13 protein-coding genes and 1 pseudogene are annotated in these 17389 nt (G+C 67.0%); 6 read left to right on the top strand and 8 right to left on the bottom strand.

What is annotated here, in order from left to right; all coding sequences use genetic code 11:
- The first annotated feature begins 96 nt into the window (after positions 1-96).
- From folK to panB, 3 genes and pseudogenes are all read left to right on the top strand, one after another.
- Positions 97-651: a 2-amino-4-hydroxy-6-hydroxymethyldihydropteridine diphosphokinase gene (folK, locus tag EPN59_RS04030; RefSeq protein WP_293036985.1), complete on the top strand. Its 555-nt coding sequence runs from the start codon at positions 97-99 to the stop codon at positions 649-651.
- 70 nt (positions 652-721) lie between these two features.
- Positions 722-919 (top strand): annotated as a pseudogene (locus EPN59_RS04025) (deoxynucleoside kinase); the annotation flags it as partial.
- Between the two features lie 46 nt (positions 920-965).
- On the top strand, positions 966-1784 hold the full coding sequence (gene panB, locus EPN59_RS04020; protein ID WP_293036986.1) for a 3-methyl-2-oxobutanoate hydroxymethyltransferase: 819 nt from the start codon (positions 966-968) through the stop codon (positions 1782-1784).
- A gap of 133 nt (positions 1785-1917) precedes the next feature.
- Here the strand turns inward: panB and pabB are convergent, their stop codons facing one another.
- From pabB to grpE, 4 genes are all read right to left on the bottom strand, one after another.
- Positions 1918-3864 (bottom strand): aminodeoxychorismate synthase component I, encoded by a 1947-nt coding sequence (gene pabB / locus EPN59_RS04015; RefSeq protein ID WP_293036987.1) that lies wholly within the window; start codon positions 3862-3864, stop codon positions 1918-1920.
- A gap of 101 nt (positions 3865-3965) precedes the next feature.
- Complete coding sequence (dnaJ, locus tag EPN59_RS04010; protein WP_293036988.1) at positions 3966-5099, bottom strand: molecular chaperone DnaJ; 1134 nt, start codon at positions 5097-5099, stop codon at positions 3966-3968.
- A 273-nt stretch (positions 5100-5372) separates the two neighbouring features.
- A complete protein-coding gene (gene dnaK, locus EPN59_RS04005) occupies positions 5373-7319 on the bottom strand; it encodes a molecular chaperone DnaK (protein ID WP_293036989.1) in 1947 nt (648 codons plus the stop codon).
- A gap of 214 nt (positions 7320-7533) precedes the next feature.
- Positions 7534-8088, bottom strand: coding sequence for a nucleotide exchange factor GrpE (gene grpE, locus EPN59_RS04000; protein ID WP_293036990.1), 555 nt, complete (start codon positions 8086-8088; stop codon positions 7534-7536).
- A gap of 365 nt (positions 8089-8453) precedes the next feature.
- Between grpE and EPN59_RS03995 the strand changes: the two genes are divergently transcribed.
- Complete coding sequence (locus tag EPN59_RS03995) at positions 8454-8615, top strand: hypothetical protein (protein WP_293036992.1); 162 nt, start codon at positions 8454-8456, stop codon at positions 8613-8615.
- Here EPN59_RS03995 and EPN59_RS03990 read toward each other — a convergent pair.
- The 3 genes from EPN59_RS03990 to hrcA form a co-directional block, all read right to left on the bottom strand.
- On the bottom strand, positions 8587-8994 hold the full coding sequence (locus EPN59_RS03990; protein WP_293036993.1) for an RNA-binding S4 domain-containing protein: 408 nt from the start codon (positions 8992-8994) through the stop codon (positions 8587-8589). The two genes, EPN59_RS03995 and EPN59_RS03990, sit on opposite strands and share 29 nt — an antisense overlap.
- Before the next feature lie 54 nt (positions 8995-9048).
- Complete coding sequence (gene hemH / locus EPN59_RS03985) at positions 9049-10116, bottom strand: ferrochelatase (protein WP_293036995.1); 1068 nt, start codon at positions 10114-10116, stop codon at positions 9049-9051.
- 136 nt (positions 10117-10252) lie between these two features.
- The gene (gene hrcA / locus EPN59_RS03980) at positions 10253-11272 is read right to left on the bottom strand and encodes a heat-inducible transcriptional repressor HrcA (RefSeq protein WP_293036997.1); all 1020 of its coding nucleotides are present in this window, start codon (positions 11270-11272) and stop codon (positions 10253-10255) included.
- Positions 11273-11535: 263 nt separating this feature from the next.
- Here hrcA and EPN59_RS03975 point away from each other — a divergent pair, with 263 nt between their 5' ends.
- Both EPN59_RS03975 and recN read left to right on the top strand, forming a co-directional pair.
- Positions 11536-12447 (top strand): NAD kinase, encoded by a 912-nt coding sequence (locus EPN59_RS03975; RefSeq protein WP_293036999.1) that lies wholly within the window; start codon positions 11536-11538, stop codon positions 12445-12447.
- A 58-nt stretch (positions 12448-12505) separates the two neighbouring features.
- A complete protein-coding gene (gene recN / locus EPN59_RS03970; protein WP_293037001.1) occupies positions 12506-14200 on the top strand; it encodes a DNA repair protein RecN in 1695 nt (564 codons plus the stop codon).
- 94 nt (positions 14201-14294) lie between these two features.
- Here the strand turns inward: recN and glnE are convergent, their stop codons facing one another.
- Positions 14295-17087, bottom strand: a complete 2793-nt coding sequence (glnE, locus tag EPN59_RS03965) for a bifunctional [glutamate--ammonia ligase]-adenylyl-L-tyrosine phosphorylase/[glutamate--ammonia-ligase] adenylyltransferase (RefSeq protein WP_293037003.1) — start codon at positions 17085-17087, stop codon at positions 14295-14297.
- Between the last annotated feature and the right edge of the window lie 302 nt (positions 17088-17389).

The following is a 17389-nucleotide window of genomic DNA, read 5'->3' as shown; positions in this document are numbered from 1 at the left end:
GAGTAAGGACGGGCGAGGACCGGGCGAGAACTGCGCAGCCCTCGCGCATGACGCGATTTTGACGAACCGGAAACGACAGTCGCAGGAAGTGAAGCCATGACGGTTGCCTGGCTGGGAATCGGCGCGAATCTGGGGGATGCGCGCCAGACCCTCAAAGACGCGGTGGTGTGCCTCGCACAGCAGCACACCCTCGCGGTGCTCGCCAAGTCGAGCATCTATCGCACCGCCCCCATCGACGCGGTCGGCGACGATTACCTGAACTGCGTGGTCAAGCTCGACACGAGCCTCGCCGCGCCGGAACTGCTGGCGCTGTGCCAGCGCATCGAGCATCACTTCGGCCGGGAGCGTCCCTTTCGCAACGCCCCGCGCACGCTCGACATCGACATCCTGCTGTTCGGCGACGCCGTGATCGACACGCCCGACCTGACCGTGCCGCATCCGCGTATGGCGGCGCGCGCGTTCGTGCTCGTCCCGGCGGTCGAGATCGAGCCCGATCTCGTGATTCCCGGCCACGGTCCGGCCAGCGCGCTGCTGCCCGCAGTGGCCGACCAGCGCATCGAGAAGGTGAAACCGCCGTGCACGTGCTTCGGCACGGTGCCCGCCATCGACCGCGAGCAGGGCAACCCGGCGCCGGACGGCATCGGCCGATGAACGCCCTTCGCTCTTCGCGACCACCCGCACGGCGCGTCCGCCGTTGTCCCACATCGCCATCGAAGGGCCGATTTCCGACGCGTTTTTGCGCGCCCTCTGCGACAGCTACAACGAATTTTTCTATCATTACGACCACGCGCCGGTGCTGACCGTCGGCGCAGAAAACCTGAACCCGCTCGACTCCGACGCGGACCTTGCGCTCATCGCCGAACGCATCGAGACCATGCGCGGCCGCAAGGAGTCCAACGTCCAGGGCACGCTGCTGTAGACTGCGTCCCTTTCCCTTTCTGTCTTGCTTTCCAACGGACTGCTCCATGACTTACCTGCAGGAAACGAGCCGCAGCGCCGTCACCGTGCCCAAACTCCAGGCCATGCGCGATGCGGGCGAAAAGATCGCCATGCTGACCTGCTACGACGCGAGCTTCTCGTCGCTGTGCGACCGCGCGGGCGTCGACGTGCTGCTGATCGGCGATTCGCTCGGCAATGTGCTCCAGGGGCACACGACGACGCTGCCCGTCTCGCTCGACGACATCGCGTATCACACGGCGTGCGTCGCGCGCGCGCAGCCGTCTGCGCTCATCATGGCCGATCTGCCGTTCGGCACGTTCGGCACGCCCGAAGAAGCGTTCGCGAGTTCGGTGAAGCTCATGCGCGCGGGCGCGCAGATGGTGAAGATCGAGGGCGGCGAATGGCTCGCGCCCACGGTGAAGATGCTGATCGAACGCGCGGTGCCCGTGTGCGCGCACATCGGCCTCACGCCGCAGTCGGTGCATGCGTTCGGCGGCTTCAAGGTGCAGGGCAAGACCGAGAGCGGCGCGGCGCAGCTGCTGCGCGACGCGCAGGCGCTGCAGGACGCGGGCGCGCAGATCGTGTTGATGGAAGCGGTGCCGTCGTCGCTCGGCGCGATGGTCACGAACCAGTTGCGCGTGCCGACGATCGGGATCGGCGCGGGTGCGGGCTGCTCGGGCCAGGTGCTCGTGCTGCACGACATGCTCGGCATTTTCCCCGGCAAGCGCCCGCGCTTCGTGAAGGATTTCATGCAGGGGCAGCCGAATATCGAATCGGCCGTCGCCGCGTATGTGAAGGCCGTGAAGGACGGTTCGTTCCCCGGCGCCGAGCACGGGTTTCAGTAAGCACCCTTGAAGAAGGGCGCGGCGCATGAATGAAGCGCCGCGCCCTTTTTGTTTCTCTTGCGTTTTCGTTGACCGCGCACCGTCTTCCGTTGCAGCGGCCGCCCGGGATCATCGGACAGCGATCAGCAAACCATCAGGCAAGCCGCGCCGGCACGGCACCGCGCAGTGCGTTGGTGAGCATCAGCGCCTCGGCATTCACGACATCCTCGCGCGTGAGCACGCGCTCTTTCGCAGCGAGCGACGCATCGTCGAGCAGCACGCCGCGCATCACGCCCGGCAGCACACCCGATGACAGCGGCGGCGTCCACCACTTCCCATCGAGCTTCACGAACACGTTGGACCGCCCGCCTTCGGTCAGTTCGCCGCGCTCGTTGAAGAACAGCATGTCGAACGCGCCGTGCGCTTCGGCTTCGTGCCAGGCGCGGTCGAATTCGGCTCGGCGCGTGGTTTTGCGCAGCAACAGTGCGTCTGCCGATTCGACCGGCGCGAAGCCGTGATCGGGTGCGAGCAGCACGCCGACCGGCTGACCGGCGACCGGCACATTCGGCACGAGCGGCGCAAAGGTCAGTTGCGCCACGCCGTCCTTGCCGAGTGCGACGCGCATCCGATGCGGCACACCCTCGGGCAGACCGGCACAGGTCGCCGCAAGACGCGTGCGCAACGCGTCGGCGTCGCAGGGGAAACCGAGCCACGCGGCGCTGCCCGTGAGCCGCGCGAGATGCCGCTCGACGTGGCGCACGCCTTCGGCGCGCGTCGCGTACATCGTTTCGAACAACGCGATGCCGGGATCGGCCCCGGTCAGAAAACGTGCTTTCAAACGGGTCTCCTCGTATTCGTCGGCGGCAACGCTGTCGAGCACGATGCCCGCGCCGACGCCCATTGCTCCGCGCCGCATGCCGCCTCGCGCAGCGGGCGCGTCGAGCGTCAGCGTGCGGATCGCGACCGAGAGGCAGAAGTCGCCGCATGTCTGTGCTGCGGAGGCACGTCCCTCATCGCGCGCGGCGGCGTCCGCAGGGCCCGCAGCCTCCAGCCAGCCGATCGTCCCCGTGTAGAGTCCGCGCGGACCATGCTCCAGCGCGTCGATGAGTTCCATCGTACGGTGCTTTGGCGCGCCCGTGATCGATCCGCACGGAAAGAGCGCGCGCATCACGTCGGCGAACGTCGTGTGCGCACGCATGTTCGCCTCGACCGTCGACGTCATCTGCCACACGGCCCCATACGGCTCCACGCAAAAGAGCGCCGGCACGCGCACCGAGCCCGTCTGCGCAATGCGCGAGAGGTCGTTGCGCAGCAGATCGACGATCATGACGTTTTCGGCGCGGTTCTTCGGGTCGTTCGCGAGGAACTGCGCAGCGGCATGATCGGCGGCGGGGTCCGCTTCGGGATCGGCGGGGCGTGCGGCGGTGCCCTTCATCGGTTTCGCGCGCAGCGTGTCGCCGTGCTTCTCGACGAACAATTCCGGCGAACACGACAGCACCCACCGGTCGCCCGGCAGCGCGATCAGCGCGCCATACGGCACGCGCTGGCGCTCGCGCAAGCGCCGATAGAGCGCGAGCGGCGCGCCGAACGCCTCGAACTGAAGCCGGTATGTGTAGTTGATCTGATACGACTCGCCCGCGCGCAGTGCGGCCTGCACGGCTTCGATGTCCGCTTCGAACCGTGCGCGATCGACGCCGGACACAACGCCTGCGATACCTGCGGGTGCGGGCGCGTCGGCGCCTTCGCGCGCCGCGAGCCAGGCATCGACATCTTCACGCGCGAGGCGCTCGCAGCGTTCGAACAATAAAAAACGCAGCACGGCATCGCCGTGCTGCGTTTCGCGGGAGTCGCAATCGGAGGGTGCAGCAAACTGCAGCGCGCGGCCGAACGCGTAATCGCCCAGCACGACCGCGTGGAGCCCCGCGCGCAGATCGTCGTCGACATCGCGGCACACCGCGTCGAGATCCTGCGCCCGGGCACACACGCGCTCACGCACGAACCCCGTGTACAGGCGACTCGTGCGGCGCACCGCGCTTGAGTCGCCATCGGAATTGCCATCGTCGAGCAGCGCGAACACCGCGCCGCCGTCGTTCACTGCCATAGACGCACCTGCTGCCTACCTACGGGCCAACTACAGCCTGGCGAGGCCTTGCCAGCGGCGCTGCTGCGCGCCGCCGGTTCAGGGCCTTGCCCGATTGAAACTCAGTCGAAGAAGCTCTTCACGCGGTCGAACCAGCTCTTGCTCTGCGGGCTGTGACGCGCGCCGCCTTCCACCAGCGACTTCTCGAACTGCTGGAGCAGATCGCGCTGCTGGTCGGTGAGCTTGACCGGCGTTTCGACCTGCACGTGCACGTACAGATCGCCCGCGATGCTCGAACGCAGCCCCTTGATGCCCTTGCCGCGCAGACGGAACGTCTTGCCCGACTGCGTGCCCTCTGGCACCGTGAAGCTCGCGCGGCCCGCCAGCGTGGGCACTTCGATCTCGCCGCCGAGCGCCGCCGTCGTGAACGGAATCGGCATCTGGCAGTGCAGGTCGTCGCCGTCGCGCTCGAACACCGGGTGCGACTTGATGTGAATCTCGACGTAGAGATCGCCCGACGGCCCGCCGTTGATGCCCGGCTCGCCGTTGCCGGCGGAGCGGATCCGCATGCCGTCGTCGATGCCCGCGGGAATCTTCACTTCGAGCGTCTTGGTTTCCTTCACCTTGCCCGCGCCGTGGCAGTTCGTGCAGGGCTCGGGAATGTACGAGCCGGTGCCGTGGCACTTCGGGCAGGTCTGCTGGATGCTGAAGAAGCCCTGCGACATGCGCACCGAACCCGAACCGTGGCAGGTCGGGCAGCTTTCCGGCTTGGTGCCGGGCTTCGCGCCCGAGCCGTGACAGACCTCGCAGCCGCTCCAGCCCGGAACGCGGATCTGCGTTTCGTAGCCGTGCGCCGCCTGGTCGAGCGTGATCTCCATGCTGTAGCGCAGGTCCGCGCCGCGGTACACCTGCGGGCCGCTGCGCGCGCCGCGTGCGCCGCCTGCGGCCTGGCCGAAGATGTCGCCGAAGATATCGCCGAATGCATCCGCGAAACCGCCGAAGCCCTGCGCACCCGCACCGCCCATGCTCGGATCGACGCCCGCGTGCCCGTACTGGTCGTACGCGCCGCGCTTTTGCGAGTCCGAGAGCATTTCATAGGCTTCCTTCACCTCCTTGAAATGCTCTTCCGCATCCTTGCTGTCCGGATTGCGGTCCGGGTGATACTTCATCGCCAGCTTGCGATACGCCTTCTTGATTTCGTCGTCGCTCGCGTTCTTCGCAACGCCCAGAACCTCGTAGTAATCCCGTTTCGCCATATCGGTTCAACGCCGGCCACGCGTCAGGTCGCGCGCACCGGCTCCTCGTGAATGCTGGAGTCTGTGACCCGTATGCCACTCCCTTCGATCGCCGTGTTGCAGCACTTCCGGCGGCCCCCGTCGAGAGCAGGCTCCAAAAAACAAATGTGCCCGGAGAGCCGTCGAGGCTCGCCAGGCGTGTGCAAATACTGCGCGCATCGTAACCGATGCGGCCGGTTCCCGCCGCTGCGGCCCGCTACTTTAAGCGATTGCAGCGGACGGGTTCCTCTGGCGTCAGTCTTTCTTGACTTCCTTGAAATCGGCGTCGACCACGTCGTCGGCCTGCTGCGCGCTTTCCTGCGCACCGCCCGCCGCCGCGCCCGCGGCACCGGCTGCGCCCGCCTGCTGCGCCTGCATGTCGGCGTACATCTTCTCGCCGAGCTTTTGCGATGCTGCCGACAGCGCCTCGACCTTCGCGTCGATCGCCGCCTTGTCCGCCGACGCGCTCTTCAGCGCGTCTTCGAGGTCCTTCAGCGCGGCTTCGATCTTTTCCTTCTCGCCCGCATCGATCTTGTCGCCGTACTCGGCCACGGCCTTCTTCGTGCTGTGAACGAGCGCGTCGCCCTGGTTGCGCGCGTCGGCCAGCTCATGCAGACGGTGATCTTCTTCCGCGTTCGCTTCGGCGTCCTTCACCATCTTCTCGATCTCGGCTTCCGACAGGCCCGAGTTCGCCTTGATGGTGATCTTGTTTTCCTTGCCGGTCGCCTTGTCCTTCGCGCCGACGTGCAGGATGCCGTTCGCGTCGATGTCGAAGGTCACTTCGATCTGCGGCACGCCGCGCGGCGACGGCGGAATGCCTTCGAGGTTGAACTCGCCGAGCAGCTTGTTGCCCGCTGCCATTTCGCGTTCGCCCTGGAACACCTTGATCGTCACAGCCGACTGGTTGTCGTCCGCCGTCGAATACACCTGCGCGTGTTTCGTCGGGATCGTGGTGTTCTTGTTGATCATCTTCGTCATCACGCCGCCGAGCGTCTCGATGCCGAGCGAGAGCGGGGTAACGTCGAGCAGCAGCACGTCCTTGCGGTCGCCCGAGAGCACCTGGCCCTGGATCGCGGCGCCGACGGCCACGGCTTCGTCCGGGTTCACGTCGCGGCGCGGTTCCTTGCCGAAGAACTCCTTCACCGTTTCCTGGACCTTCGGCATGCGCGTCTGGCCGCCGACGAGAATGACGTCGTCGATGTCGCCGACCTTCACGCCCGCGTCCTTGATCGCCACGCGGCACGGCTCGATGGTGCGCGTGATCAGCTCTTCGACCAGCGCTTCGAGCTTGGCGCGCGTGATCTTGAGGTTCAGGTGCTTCGGACCCGAGGCGTCCGCCGTGATGTACGGCAGGTTGATTTCGGTCTGCTGGCCCGACGACAGTTCGATCTTGGCCTTTTCAGCGGCTTCCTTCAGGCGTTGCAGCGCGAGCACGTCCTTCGAGAGGTCGACGCCCTGCTCCTTCTTGAACTCGCCGATGATGTAATCGATGATGCGCTGGTCGAAGTCTTCGCCGCCGAGGAACGTGTCGCCGTTCGTCGAGAGCACTTCGAACTGCATTTCGCCGTCCACGTCCGCGATTTCGATGATCGAGATGTCGAACGTGCCGCCGCCGAGGTCGAACACGGCGATCTTGCGGTCGCCCTTTTCGGCCTTGTCCAGACCGAACGCGAGTGCGGCTGCCGTCGGCTCGTTGATGATGCGCTTGACTTCCAGACCGGCGATGCGGCCCGCGTCCTTGGTTGCCTGGCGCTGGCTGTCGTTGAAGTACGCGGGAACCGTGATCACGGCTTCGGTGACCGGCTCGCCGAGGTAGTCTTCAGCGGTCTTCTTCATCTTGCGCAGCACTTCGGCCGAAACCTGCGACGGTGCGAGCTTCGAGCCGTGCGCTTCGACCCACGCGTCGCCGTTGTCGTGCTTGACGATCTTGTAGGGCATCAGGCCGATGTCCTTCTGCACTTCCTTTTCTTCGAAGCGGCGGCCGATCAGGCGCTTGACTGCGTAAAGCGTGTTCTTCGGGTTCGTGACCGACTGGCGCTTGGCCGGCGCGCCGACCAGCACTTCGTTGTCGTCCATGTAGGCGATGATGGACGGCGTCGTGCGGGCGCCTTCCGAGTTCTCGATCACCTTGACCTGATTGCCTTCCATCAGCGCCACGCACGAGTTGGTGGTGCCGAGGTCGATACCGATGATTTTGCCCATGTTTATCTAATCTCCAATGTTTGGTCGCTGTGCGGAGCGCCGCTCGCGCGACGGCTTTCGCCTGCTGCGCCGGCCATCCGCTTCAATCCGGAACTGCTGCCCAAATAAGTGCCACTGCGGCGTTTTCAAGACCCCGGGCGCTATCCGGTCATTAATTTTTTTCAATCGCCCGTGCAACGGCCATCGCGGCCGGGCCCGGGCGCTTTCATTACGCTTACTTCGGCTGGGAAACCGTGACGAGCGCGGGACGCAGCACGCGGTCGGCGATCACATAGCCCTTTTGCAGCACGTTGACGACGGTGTTCGCCTCCTGCTCGGACGGCACCATCGAAATCGCCTGATGGCGGTGCGGATCGAATTTCTCGCCAGCCGGGTCGATGGCGACGACGCGGCCTTTTTCCAGCGCGCCAGTCAGTTGCTTGAGCGTAAGCTCGACGCCCTCGCGCACCTTCGCCAGGTCGTCCGAGCCGTGAGCAACGGCTGCTTCGAGGCTGTCCACGACCGGCAGCAGGTGCTCGGCGAAGCTCTCGATGGCGAACTTGTGCGCCTTCTGGACATCTTCCTGCGCACGGCGGCGCACGTTTTCGGTCTCCGCCTTCGCACGGATGAACGCATCCTGCAGTTCGGCGACCTTCGCCTGCGCCTGTGCGAGTTCGGCGTCCGCGCCGCCCTGCGTCGCTGCGTCCGCAGCAGCCGCTCCGGCGGCTTGCGACGGATCGTCCGCGGGCGTGGGGTTCTGGCTCGTCGGGTTCTCTTGCGTGTTTTCCATGTCGCTGAACGTCGTTGAAATTTAAAAAAGGAAGCAAAGCCTCGGGCCACCGGCCCGGCGACTCGCGCCATGTTGCTCGGGCGCGACACCCGCTTTGCGCATCGCAGATGCACATGGATGCCGGATCGCCGATTTCAAGGGCTTCCACGGGTTTTTTCCGCCACCGGAAGGCAACGGAAACCCACCGTTACAACCATTAACGCAGTGCCGCGAGAATGAAATTGAGTGGGCGACAGCACTGACCTAAACTCAGGAACAGGTCCTGCGCAAAACACGTTTTTGCCGAGCCGGGCACCACACCGAGTTGGCTGCAATCCAGCCGTTCCGTCGTGCATTTCGCCGTGCAATCTCCCGGGGGGAGTACCGTGAAACTGACCTTTGCAACTGCGGTGGTCGCACTGGTACTCATTGCCGGAACCACCACCATCTGCATGTCCGGCGCCGTGACCGACAACACGACGGAATACGGCGCCATTCACGCCACGATGGACGCGTTGTTCAACTCCCACGCCCAAGTTTGTCGATAGTGCGGCGATCGCGCTTCGTCGGCCTGCCGTGCAGCGCCGACGCGGGCTCGCGAAAGAGCCGCCGCCGGTCCTGTTCGGCTGCGCGCCGCGCGCGTCCGGTCTCCGTCTCCGCATAGAGCGTCTGCGCGATGCTCGCCGGGCCGCGCAGGTCGCACAGGCCCAGCACCTCGACTTCCCAGACCACGTGCTCGATCTCGATTTCGACGAGGTCGCCGACGCGCACGTCCTTCGACGCCTTCACGGGCTCGCCGCCGATCCGCACGCGGCCCTTGCCCAGCGCGTCCGACGCGAGCGAGCGCGTCTTGAAGAAACGGGCCGCCCACAGCCACTTGTCGATGCGCAGCCGGGCGGACGGGTCAGTCGAGATCTTGTAGTTCATACGAGGAATCCACAGCAGACGCAGGCGCGCTCATGCAATTTCTCACGCAATCTCTCACGCGACTGCGCCCGCGGGCAAAGCGGCCTGGACCGGCCAGCCCTGGAGGTTTTGCGCAACGATTTCGCCGAGCGCGGCAATCCAGGCCGTCGACGCATTCAGGCACGGAATGCGGTGAAACTCCTTGCCGCCGCCGCCCAGGAATTCGTCGCGCACTTCCATGCCGATTTCCTCGATCGTTTCGAGGCAGTCGGCGGTAAAGCCGGGGCAGAAGACGTCCGCGCGGCGCACGCCGCCCTGGCCGAGTTCGCGCAGCGTGGGCGCCGTATAGGGCTGGAGCCACTTCGCACGGCCAAAACGCGACTGGAACGTGACGCGGCACTCCACCGGCGTCAGTTCGAGCGCGTGCATGAGCAGCGAGGCGGTTTGCTGGCACTGGTCGTGATACGGGTCGCCGAGATCGAGCGTGCGGCTCGGCACGCCGTGAAAGCTCAGCACGAGCCGGTCGCCGGCCGCGAAATCGGGCCGGCCATGCGCATGCCAGTACTGGTGGACCTGGGCGGCGAGCGCCGCGATATAGGCAGGATGGTCGTGATACGCGCGCACCGTGCGGATTTCCGGCTGGTTGCGCATGCGGCGCAGCGCGGCGAATACGGCGTCGAACGCGGTGGCCGTGGTGGACGACGAATACTGCGGATACATGGGCACGAGCAGGATGCGCTCCGCGCCTGCGAGCTTGAGCTGGTTCAGGATCGCGGGGATATCCGGCGCGCCGTAGCGCATCGCGTGATCGACGATCACCGGGTAGTCGTTCGCGTGCAGCAGATGGCGCAGGCCGTCGGTCTGCTTCTGCGTGTGAACGCGCAGCGGCGAGCCCTCGGGCGTCCAGATGGTTGCGTATTTCTTCGCCGACGAACTGCTGCGAAACGGCAGGATCATCACGCGCAGGATGACCTGCCAGACGGGCGCGGGAATCTCGACCACGCGCGGATCGGACAGGAACTGCACCAGGTAGCGGCGCACGGCGCGCGGCGTGGGCGCATCGGGCGTGCCCAGATTGATGAGCAGCACCGCGACACGATGCGCGAGCGCGGACTGCAGGGGCCGTTCCAGATCGAAACGCATGGGTGATCAGTTGCGCCGCGCGCGAACGCAGCAACGGTTGCACAAAGCAGACATTATAGCGGCCGGGTCGTGCCCGCCCACCCGGCCATTCGGCCGATGGCGCGCGGCGCGCGCTTGCCGGATGATGAAGGCGTGCTCAGTTCTGGCTGAGCGTGAGCGAAAGGAGGCGCGCGGTAATGTCGACAATGGGAATCACGCGGTTATACGCCATGCGCGTCGGGCCGATCACGCCGAGCGTGCCCACGATCTTGCCGTTCACTTCGTACGGCGCGGTGACGACGCTCATCTCCTCGATCGGCACGAGGTTCGACTCGCCGCCGATGAAGATCTGCACGCCCTGCGCGTGGCTCGACACGTCGAGCAGCTGCAGCAGGCTCGTTTTCTGGTCGAACACGTCGAAGAGCTTGCGCAGCCGCGCCATGTCGGAGGACAGGTCGGCCACTTCGAGCAGGTTGCGCTCGCCCGAGATCAGCACGGTCTCGCCGGTATCGGTGATGTCGGTGCTCGCCGTCACCGCCGCGTGCATGAGCGTGGTCATGTCGCCGCGCAGCGCGTTGATTTCCTCGCGCAAGCGCTGGCGCACTTCGTCGAACGAGAGGCCCGCGAAATGTGCGTTGATGTAATTCGAGGCTTCGATGAGCTCGGACGGCGTGAAGTCGCGCTGCGTCGCCATGATGCGGTTCTGCACGTCGCCTTCGGGCGTCACGATGATGAGCAGGATGCGCTTGTCGGACAGGCGCATGAACTCGATCTGCTTGAATATGTGGCTGCGCCGCGGCGTCAGCACGACGCCCGCGAACTGCGACAGGTTCGACAGCACGCTCGCGGCGGCGGCCACCACCTTCTGCGGCTCGCCCGGACGCAGCGTGGTCTTGACCGCGCGGGTGACGGCCTCGTCGTCGGCGGCATGCTCGACGGTGAGCATCGTGTCCACGAACAAACGGTAGCCGCGCGGCGTGGGCACGCGCCCCGCCGACGTGTGCGGGCTCGACACCAGCCCCAGCTCCTCCAGATCCGACATGACGTTGCGGATCGTCGCCGGGCTCAACTCCAGGCCCGAGTAGCGCGAAAGCGTGCGCGAACCGACCGGCTGACCTTCGGCGATGTAGCGCTCGATCAGCGTCTTGAGGAGGGTTTGTGCGCGAGGATCTAGCATGACGGAAAATTTTAGCCTAATGGCGCTAAGACGGCGAGTGCGCGCCCGGCCGCGCCCTCCCCGGCATGTCGCCCGCGCGACGGCTGTCCAGCGGCGTGCAGCGCTGTCATCACGGCGTCACCGATTTCATCGGGAAATGCGCGAGGCGCCGCTGCCTGCACGCCCCTGGCGCGTCTGCCCCGGGGCTGCCACCGGGGCAAACGCAGGTCCGACACCCGCGCCGCCATGTTCTTTTCATGACCTGACTATGGTGTAATGCCGCCATGCAGACCCAGAAGATTCACAGCCAGTTCAAGACCGTTGCGCTCGTCGGCCGCAGCAACACGCAGGGCATCGGCGAGCCGCTGATCGCGCTCGCACAGACCATCTCGAAGCTCGGTTCCGAGGTGGTATTCGAAGCCCAGACAGCCGCCGAGATCGGCGCAAGCGGTTACCCGGCGCTCCAGCCCGCCGAGATCGGCGCGCGCGCGGACGTCGCCGTCGTGCTGGGCGGCGACGGCACGATGCTCGGCATCGGCCGCCAGCTCGCGCCGTTCCACACGCCGCTCATCGGCATCAACCACGGGCGGCTCGGCTTCATCACCGACATTCCCTTCTCGGACATGCAGGAAATCGTGCCGCAGCTGCTCGCCGGTCACTACGAACGCGAGGAGCGCGCGCTGCTGGAGTCGCGCATCACGCGCGACGGCGAACCGATCTACCACGCGCTCGCGTTCAACGACGTCGTCGTGAACCGCAGCGGCTTTTCGGGCATGGCGGAACTGCGCGTGAACGTCGACGGCCGCTTCATGTACAACCAGCGCTCGGACGGCCTGATCGTCGCCACGCCCACGGGCTCGACCGCCTACGCGCTCTCGTCGCAAGGGCCGATCCTGCATCCGACGCTGCGCGGCATCGTGCTCGTGCCGATCGCACCGCACGCGCTCTCGAACCGCCCGATCGTGCTGCCCGACGACTGCAAGGTCAGCATCCAGATCGTCGCGGGCCGCGACGTCAACGTGAATTTCGACATGCAGTCGTTCACGGCGCTCGAACTCGGCGACGTGATCGAGGTGCGCCGCTCGCGCCACATCGTGCCGTTCCTGCATCCGGTCGGCTACAGCTATTACGCGACGCTGCGCAAAAAGCTCCACTGGAACGAACATCCGTCACTGCAGGACGACGCCGAAGACTGACCGCCCGACCATCCGCTCAATCCACTCGAACCGCCAGCAGCCGGAATCCAGCGCACCCATGCTCCGCCATCTCTCGATTCGCGACTTCGTGATCGTCGCGGCGCTCGACCTCGAATTCGACAACGGCTTTTCCGTCTTTTCCGGCGAGACCGGCGCGGGCAAATCCATCCTGATCGATGCGCTCGCGCTCACGCTCGGCGAGCGCGCCGACGCGGGCGTCGTGCGCACGGGCGAGACGCGCGCCGACATCACCGCCGAATTCGACACGCCGCCGCAGGTCGCCGCCTGGCTCGACGAGCACGCGCTCGCGAGCCCCGACGGCGACGACATCGTGATGCTGCGGCGCGTGGTGGACAGCGGCGGACGCTCGCGCGCGTTCATCAACGGCACGCCGGCCACGCTCACGCAGTTGCGCGAAGTGGGCGAAATGCTCGTGGACATCCACGGCCAGCACGCGCACCAGTTGCTGATGCGCCCCGACGCGCAACGCGAACTCTTCGATACGCACGCGGGCCTCACCGGCCTCGCCGCCGCCGTCATGCGCGCATGGCGCACCGCGCGCGACGCGCGCCAGGCCGTCGAAACCGCGCAGTCGCGCGACCGCGAACTGCAGCTCGAACGCGAACGGCTCGCCTGGCAGCTTGCGGAACTCGACAAGCTCGCGCCGCAGCCGGGCGAGTGGGAGGAAGTCAACGCCGAGCATCGGCGGCTCTCGCATTCGGCCAATCTGATCGACGGCGTCCAGGGTGCGCTCGCGGCGCTCTCCGAGTCGGACGAGGCGATGATCTCGCACCTGAACTCGGTCGTCTCGAAGCTGCGCGATCTCGCGGAGATCGACCCGGCGCTCGGCGACGCGCTCGCCGCACTCGAACCGGCGGCGATCCAGTTGCAGGAAGCCGCCTACTCGCTCTCGCACTACGCGCAGCGGCTCGAACTCGACCCGGACCGGCTCGCGCAGGTGGAAAAGCGTCTTGAAGCGCTCCACTCGGCGGCGCGCAAGTTCCGTCTGCAGGCCGAGACGCTGCCCGAAGAACACGCCGCACGGCGCGCGCAACTCGCGACGCTCGACGCCGCCGCCGACCTCGACGGCCTGCGCGCCGCAGCGGAACGCGCCCACGAGGCGTATCTGATCGAAGCGAAGCAGCTGTCAAAGGCGCGCGCGCACGCCGCGCACGCGCTCGGTGCGGCGGTCACGCAAGGCATGCAGGAACTCTCGATGGCGGGCGGCAGTTTCGAAGTCGCGCTCGTGCCCATCACCAATGCGGCGAATGCCGCCGACGGCACGCGCAGCACGGGTGGCGGCGCGCACGGTCTGGAGCAGATCGAATTTCGCGTGGCCGGCCACGCGGGCGTGCCGCTGCGGCCGCTCGCCAAGATCGCCTCGGGCGGCGAGCTTGCGCGGATCAGTCTCGCGCTCGCCGTGATCGCGAGCGCCGCGAGCCTCACGCCGACGCTGATCTTCGACGAAGTCGACACCGGCATCGGCGGCGGCGTCGCGGAAGTGGTCGGACGGCTCCTCCATCAGCTCGGGCGCGAGCGTCAGGTGCTGTGCGTCACGCACCTGCCGCAAGTCGCCGCGCGCGGCGATCACCACTTCCAGGTCTCGAAGTCCGGCGACGGCAACGGCGGCACGCTCTCGCTCGTCACGCCGCTCGACAAGCCCGGGCGCGTCGAGGAAGTTGCGCGCATGCTGGGCGGGCTCGAAATCACCGCCACGACACGGCGTCACGCCAGGGAAATGCTGGCGGCTTAAGCGTTTGCGAGCGTTGGGCTCCGGTGCCGCGCCAAAGCGCGCGGCGTCAGCCGTGGTTGGCCGAAGCCGACTGTAATCGGCCGTATCGGCCGTATCAGCCGAATACCCGCTTCCACAACGCGAGCACGGCATGGCGCTCGGCCTCCACGCGCTCCGGCTCGACGCGCGCCACCTCCATGCCGTCGAGCCGCAACTGGTGCTGCAGCTTGCGATAGAGCCGGTACGCCGAGCCGATCGTATCGGCCTCTTCCTCGCTCATCAGCCCGACGCGCGACACCTCGCGCAGCAGCGCGATGTTGCCCGTATTGCGGATCAGTTCGGCATCCTCAGCAGCGTGCAGCAGCACCCAGTACTGCACGAGAAACTCGATGTCCACCATGCCGCCGCGGTCGTGCTTCAGGTCGAAGCGTTCGGTGCGGTTCGGATGGCCGTCCTCCACGCGCTGACGCATCTCGACGATCTCTTTCGCGAGCGGCGCCGCATCGCGCGGCGTGGTGAGCACCTGCACGCGAATCGCCTCGAACGTCTGGCCGATCGCCGCATCGCCCGCCGAAAAGCGCGCACGCGTGAGCGCCTGGTGTTCCCACACCCACGCCGTGTTCGCCGCGTCGCCCTCGCGCAACTGGTAGCGGCGGAACGCGTCGAGATCGGTGACGAGCAGCCCCGATTCGCCGTTCGGGCGCAGGCGCAGATCGACGTCGAACAGCGTGCCCGCGCCCGTCGCCGTGGTCAGCCACGAAATCAGGCGGCGCGCGAACATGGCGTAGACCTCCGAAGCGCGCTCGTCCTCGTCGTCGTAGAGGAAGATCAGGTCGAGATCCGAGGCATAGCCGAGTTCCTTGCCGCCCAGCTTCCCGTATGCAATCGCCGCGAAACGCGGCACGTCGCAGTGACGCTTCGAGAACTGCTGCCAGACCGTTTCGATGGTCACGTCGAGCACGGCATCGGCGAGTTCGGAGAGCCGGTCGCTCACGTGCTCCACCGAAAGCCGGCCCGCCAGGTCGTTCAACAGGATGCGGAACACTTCGGCCTGGTGCGCGTGGCGCAAGAGGTCCATCTGCTGCTCGACGTCGGCAGCCGCGGCGAGCCGCGCGCGCAACTGGCGCGAGAACTCGGGCCAGTCGAACGGCGTGGCAATCGCTTCGTCGTCGAGCAGTTCGTCGAGCAGTTGCGGATGGCGGATCAGATAACCCGCCGCCCAGCGCGACGCGCCGAGCACCTTGAGCACGCGGCTCAGCGCGTCCGGGTATTCGGTGAGGAGCGCCAGATAGGCGCCGCGCCGGCCCACCGAATCGAGCAGGTCGAACATGCGCGCGAGCGTGTCGGCGCGCCGCGCGCGCGGCTCCAGCGTACGCGCGGCTTCGAGCGCGCGCTGCGCCACGGTGTCGAAGCGCTCGCGGCTCTTCTCCGGCAGCCCGGCGTAACGCGACGACCGCCACAGCCCGCGCAGCCGCACCAGCAGCGGCGCGGCGTCGTCGATGCCAAGCTCGTTCAGGCGTTCGAGCAGTTCGTCGTCGGCACCGTCCTCAGCGAGCACGCTGCTCCACACCCACGCGGCCGCGCTGTCCTCCCCTGCGGCGCGCCCGTTCTCGCCGTTCACCTTGTCGGCAAAGATCTGGTCGAACTGGCGCTCCACCGTGTCGCGATACGCGTTGAGCGTCGTCATCAGCGCCGCGTAGTCGCGCTCGCCCATCGCGCCCGCGAGCGCCGCGCGCTCGGCCGGATCGACCGGCATGGCGTGCGTTTGCGCGTCGTCGCGGTATTGCAGCCGGTGCTCCAGTTCGCGCAGGAAGTTGTATGCGCGTGTGAGATCGGTGCAGACGTCCGGGGCGATCAGCCCGCGCGCCGCCGCGTAGCCGAGCACGGCAAGCGTGGGCCGCACCCGAAAGCCCGCGTCCTGGCCGCCGCGGATCAACTGGAACACCTGGGCGCTGAACTCGATCTCGCGGATGCCGCCGCGCCCGAGCTTGATGTCGTCGGCCTTGTCGGGACGCATGCGCGCGCGGCGCTGCGCTTCATGGCGGATCTGCGCGTGCAGCGAGCGGATCGCGCCGATCACGCCGAAGTCCAGATAGCGGCGGTAGACGAACGGCTTCACGAGCGCTTCGAGTTGCGAGACGAGGCGCAGCGCGCTCTCGCTCTCTTCCTCCGAGACGATTCGCCCCTTGATCCACGCGTAGCGCTCCCACTCGCGGCCCTGCACGTAGAAATACTCTTCAAGCATGCCGAGGCTGCACACGAGCGGCCCCGAATCGCCGTTCGGCCGCAGCCGCATGTCGACGCGAAAGACGAAGCCGTCGGCCGTCACGTCGCTGAGCGCGCCGATCAGGCGCTTGCCCACGCGGGTGAAGAAGTCCTGCGTCGCGATGGGCGAGCGTTCGCCGCCCGTGGTCTCGCCGTCGTCCTCGTAGACGAAGATGAGGTCGATGTCCGATGAAACGTTCAGCTCGCGCCCGCCGAGCTTGCCCATGCCGACCACACCGAACGTGAGACGCTCGCCGTTCGGCCCGCGCGGCTCGCCGAACAGCGTTTCGAGGTCGGCGCTGACGACCGCGAGCGCGCGCTGGATCGCGACTTCGGCCAGATCGGTCATCGTGCCGGTGACTTCGCCGACGTCGGCCACGCGCCCGAGGTCGCGCTCCATCACCGCGCAGATCACCTCGACGCGCAACTGGCGCAGCGCTTTCTTCAATTGCTCGTCGGTGAGCGGCGCGCCGGACCCGCCTCCCGCCTGAGCACAAAGCGCGTCGAGCCGCGCGACGATGCGCTCGCGCGCAAGCGGTTCGGCGGCAAGCGACGCGACCTGCTCCGCGAGTCCGGGACGGGCCGCGTACGCGCGCGCCGCGTAGCGGGAATAGCGGGCACTGAGAAGGGACGTGTCGGTCATGGATGCTTGGCTCGGTGGGGGCTTGCTCGGGGCCTGGTAAGGGCGCGGCGGCGGCGCGCGCGGCAGGTGCACGGGCAGGTGCACGGGCAGGTGCACGGGCAGGTGCACGCGCAGGCGCACGGCCCGATGGCGCGGCTCATCGACGCGAGCCGCAAAACCCGGCGCAAGTGCGCGCCTGCAAGCGTGCCGGCAAGCGCGCCCTCAAGACTGCAAACAAGTCGCGATACCGGCATCCAGGCATCGCCGGATGGTCGGCCCGACTGCCCCTTGTGATACATTTCGTGGTCAGAACGCAACGCTAC

It is taken from the genome of Paraburkholderia sp. (genome assembly GCF_004298475.1).
Taxonomy (GTDB): Bacteria; Pseudomonadota; Gammaproteobacteria; order Burkholderiales; family Burkholderiaceae; genus Paraburkholderia; species Paraburkholderia denitrificans.
Note: the sequence above shows the minus strand (reverse complement) of the source record. Positions and strands in the feature narration are given on the sequence as shown.

Coding starts and splice junctions, on each gene's coding strand:
- folK (WP_293036985.1), top strand. CDS start 97: ATGACGGTTGCCTGGCTGGGAATCGGCGCGAATCTGGGGGATGCGCGC.
- panB (WP_293036986.1), top strand. CDS start 966: ATGACTTACCTGCAGGAAACGAGCCGCAGCGCCGTCACCGTGCCCAAA.
- pabB (WP_293036987.1), bottom strand. CDS start 3,864: ATGGCAGTGAACGACGGCGGCGCGGTGTTCGCGCTGCTCGACGATGGC.
- dnaJ (WP_293036988.1), bottom strand. CDS start 5,099: ATGGCGAAACGGGATTACTACGAGGTTCTGGGCGTTGCGAAGAACGCG.
- dnaK (WP_293036989.1), bottom strand. CDS start 7,319: ATGGGCAAAATCATCGGTATCGACCTCGGCACCACCAACTCGTGCGTG.
- grpE (WP_293036990.1), bottom strand. CDS start 8,088: ATGGAAAACACGCAAGAGAACCCGACGAGCCAGAACCCCACGCCCGCG.
- EPN59_RS03990 (WP_293036993.1), bottom strand. CDS start 8,994: ATGAACTACAAGATCTCGACTGACCCGTCCGCCCGGCTGCGCATCGAC.
- hemH (WP_293036995.1), bottom strand. CDS start 10,116: ATGCGTTTCGATCTGGAACGGCCCCTGCAGTCCGCGCTCGCGCATCGT.
- hrcA (WP_293036997.1), bottom strand. CDS start 11,272: ATGCTAGATCCTCGCGCACAAACCCTCCTCAAGACGCTGATCGAGCGC.
- EPN59_RS03975 (WP_293036999.1), top strand. CDS start 11,536: ATGCAGACCCAGAAGATTCACAGCCAGTTCAAGACCGTTGCGCTCGTC.
- recN (WP_293037001.1), top strand. CDS start 12,506: ATGCTCCGCCATCTCTCGATTCGCGACTTCGTGATCGTCGCGGCGCTC.
- glnE (WP_293037003.1), bottom strand. CDS start 17,087: ATGACCGACACGTCCCTTCTCAGTGCCCGCTATTCCCGCTACGCGGCG.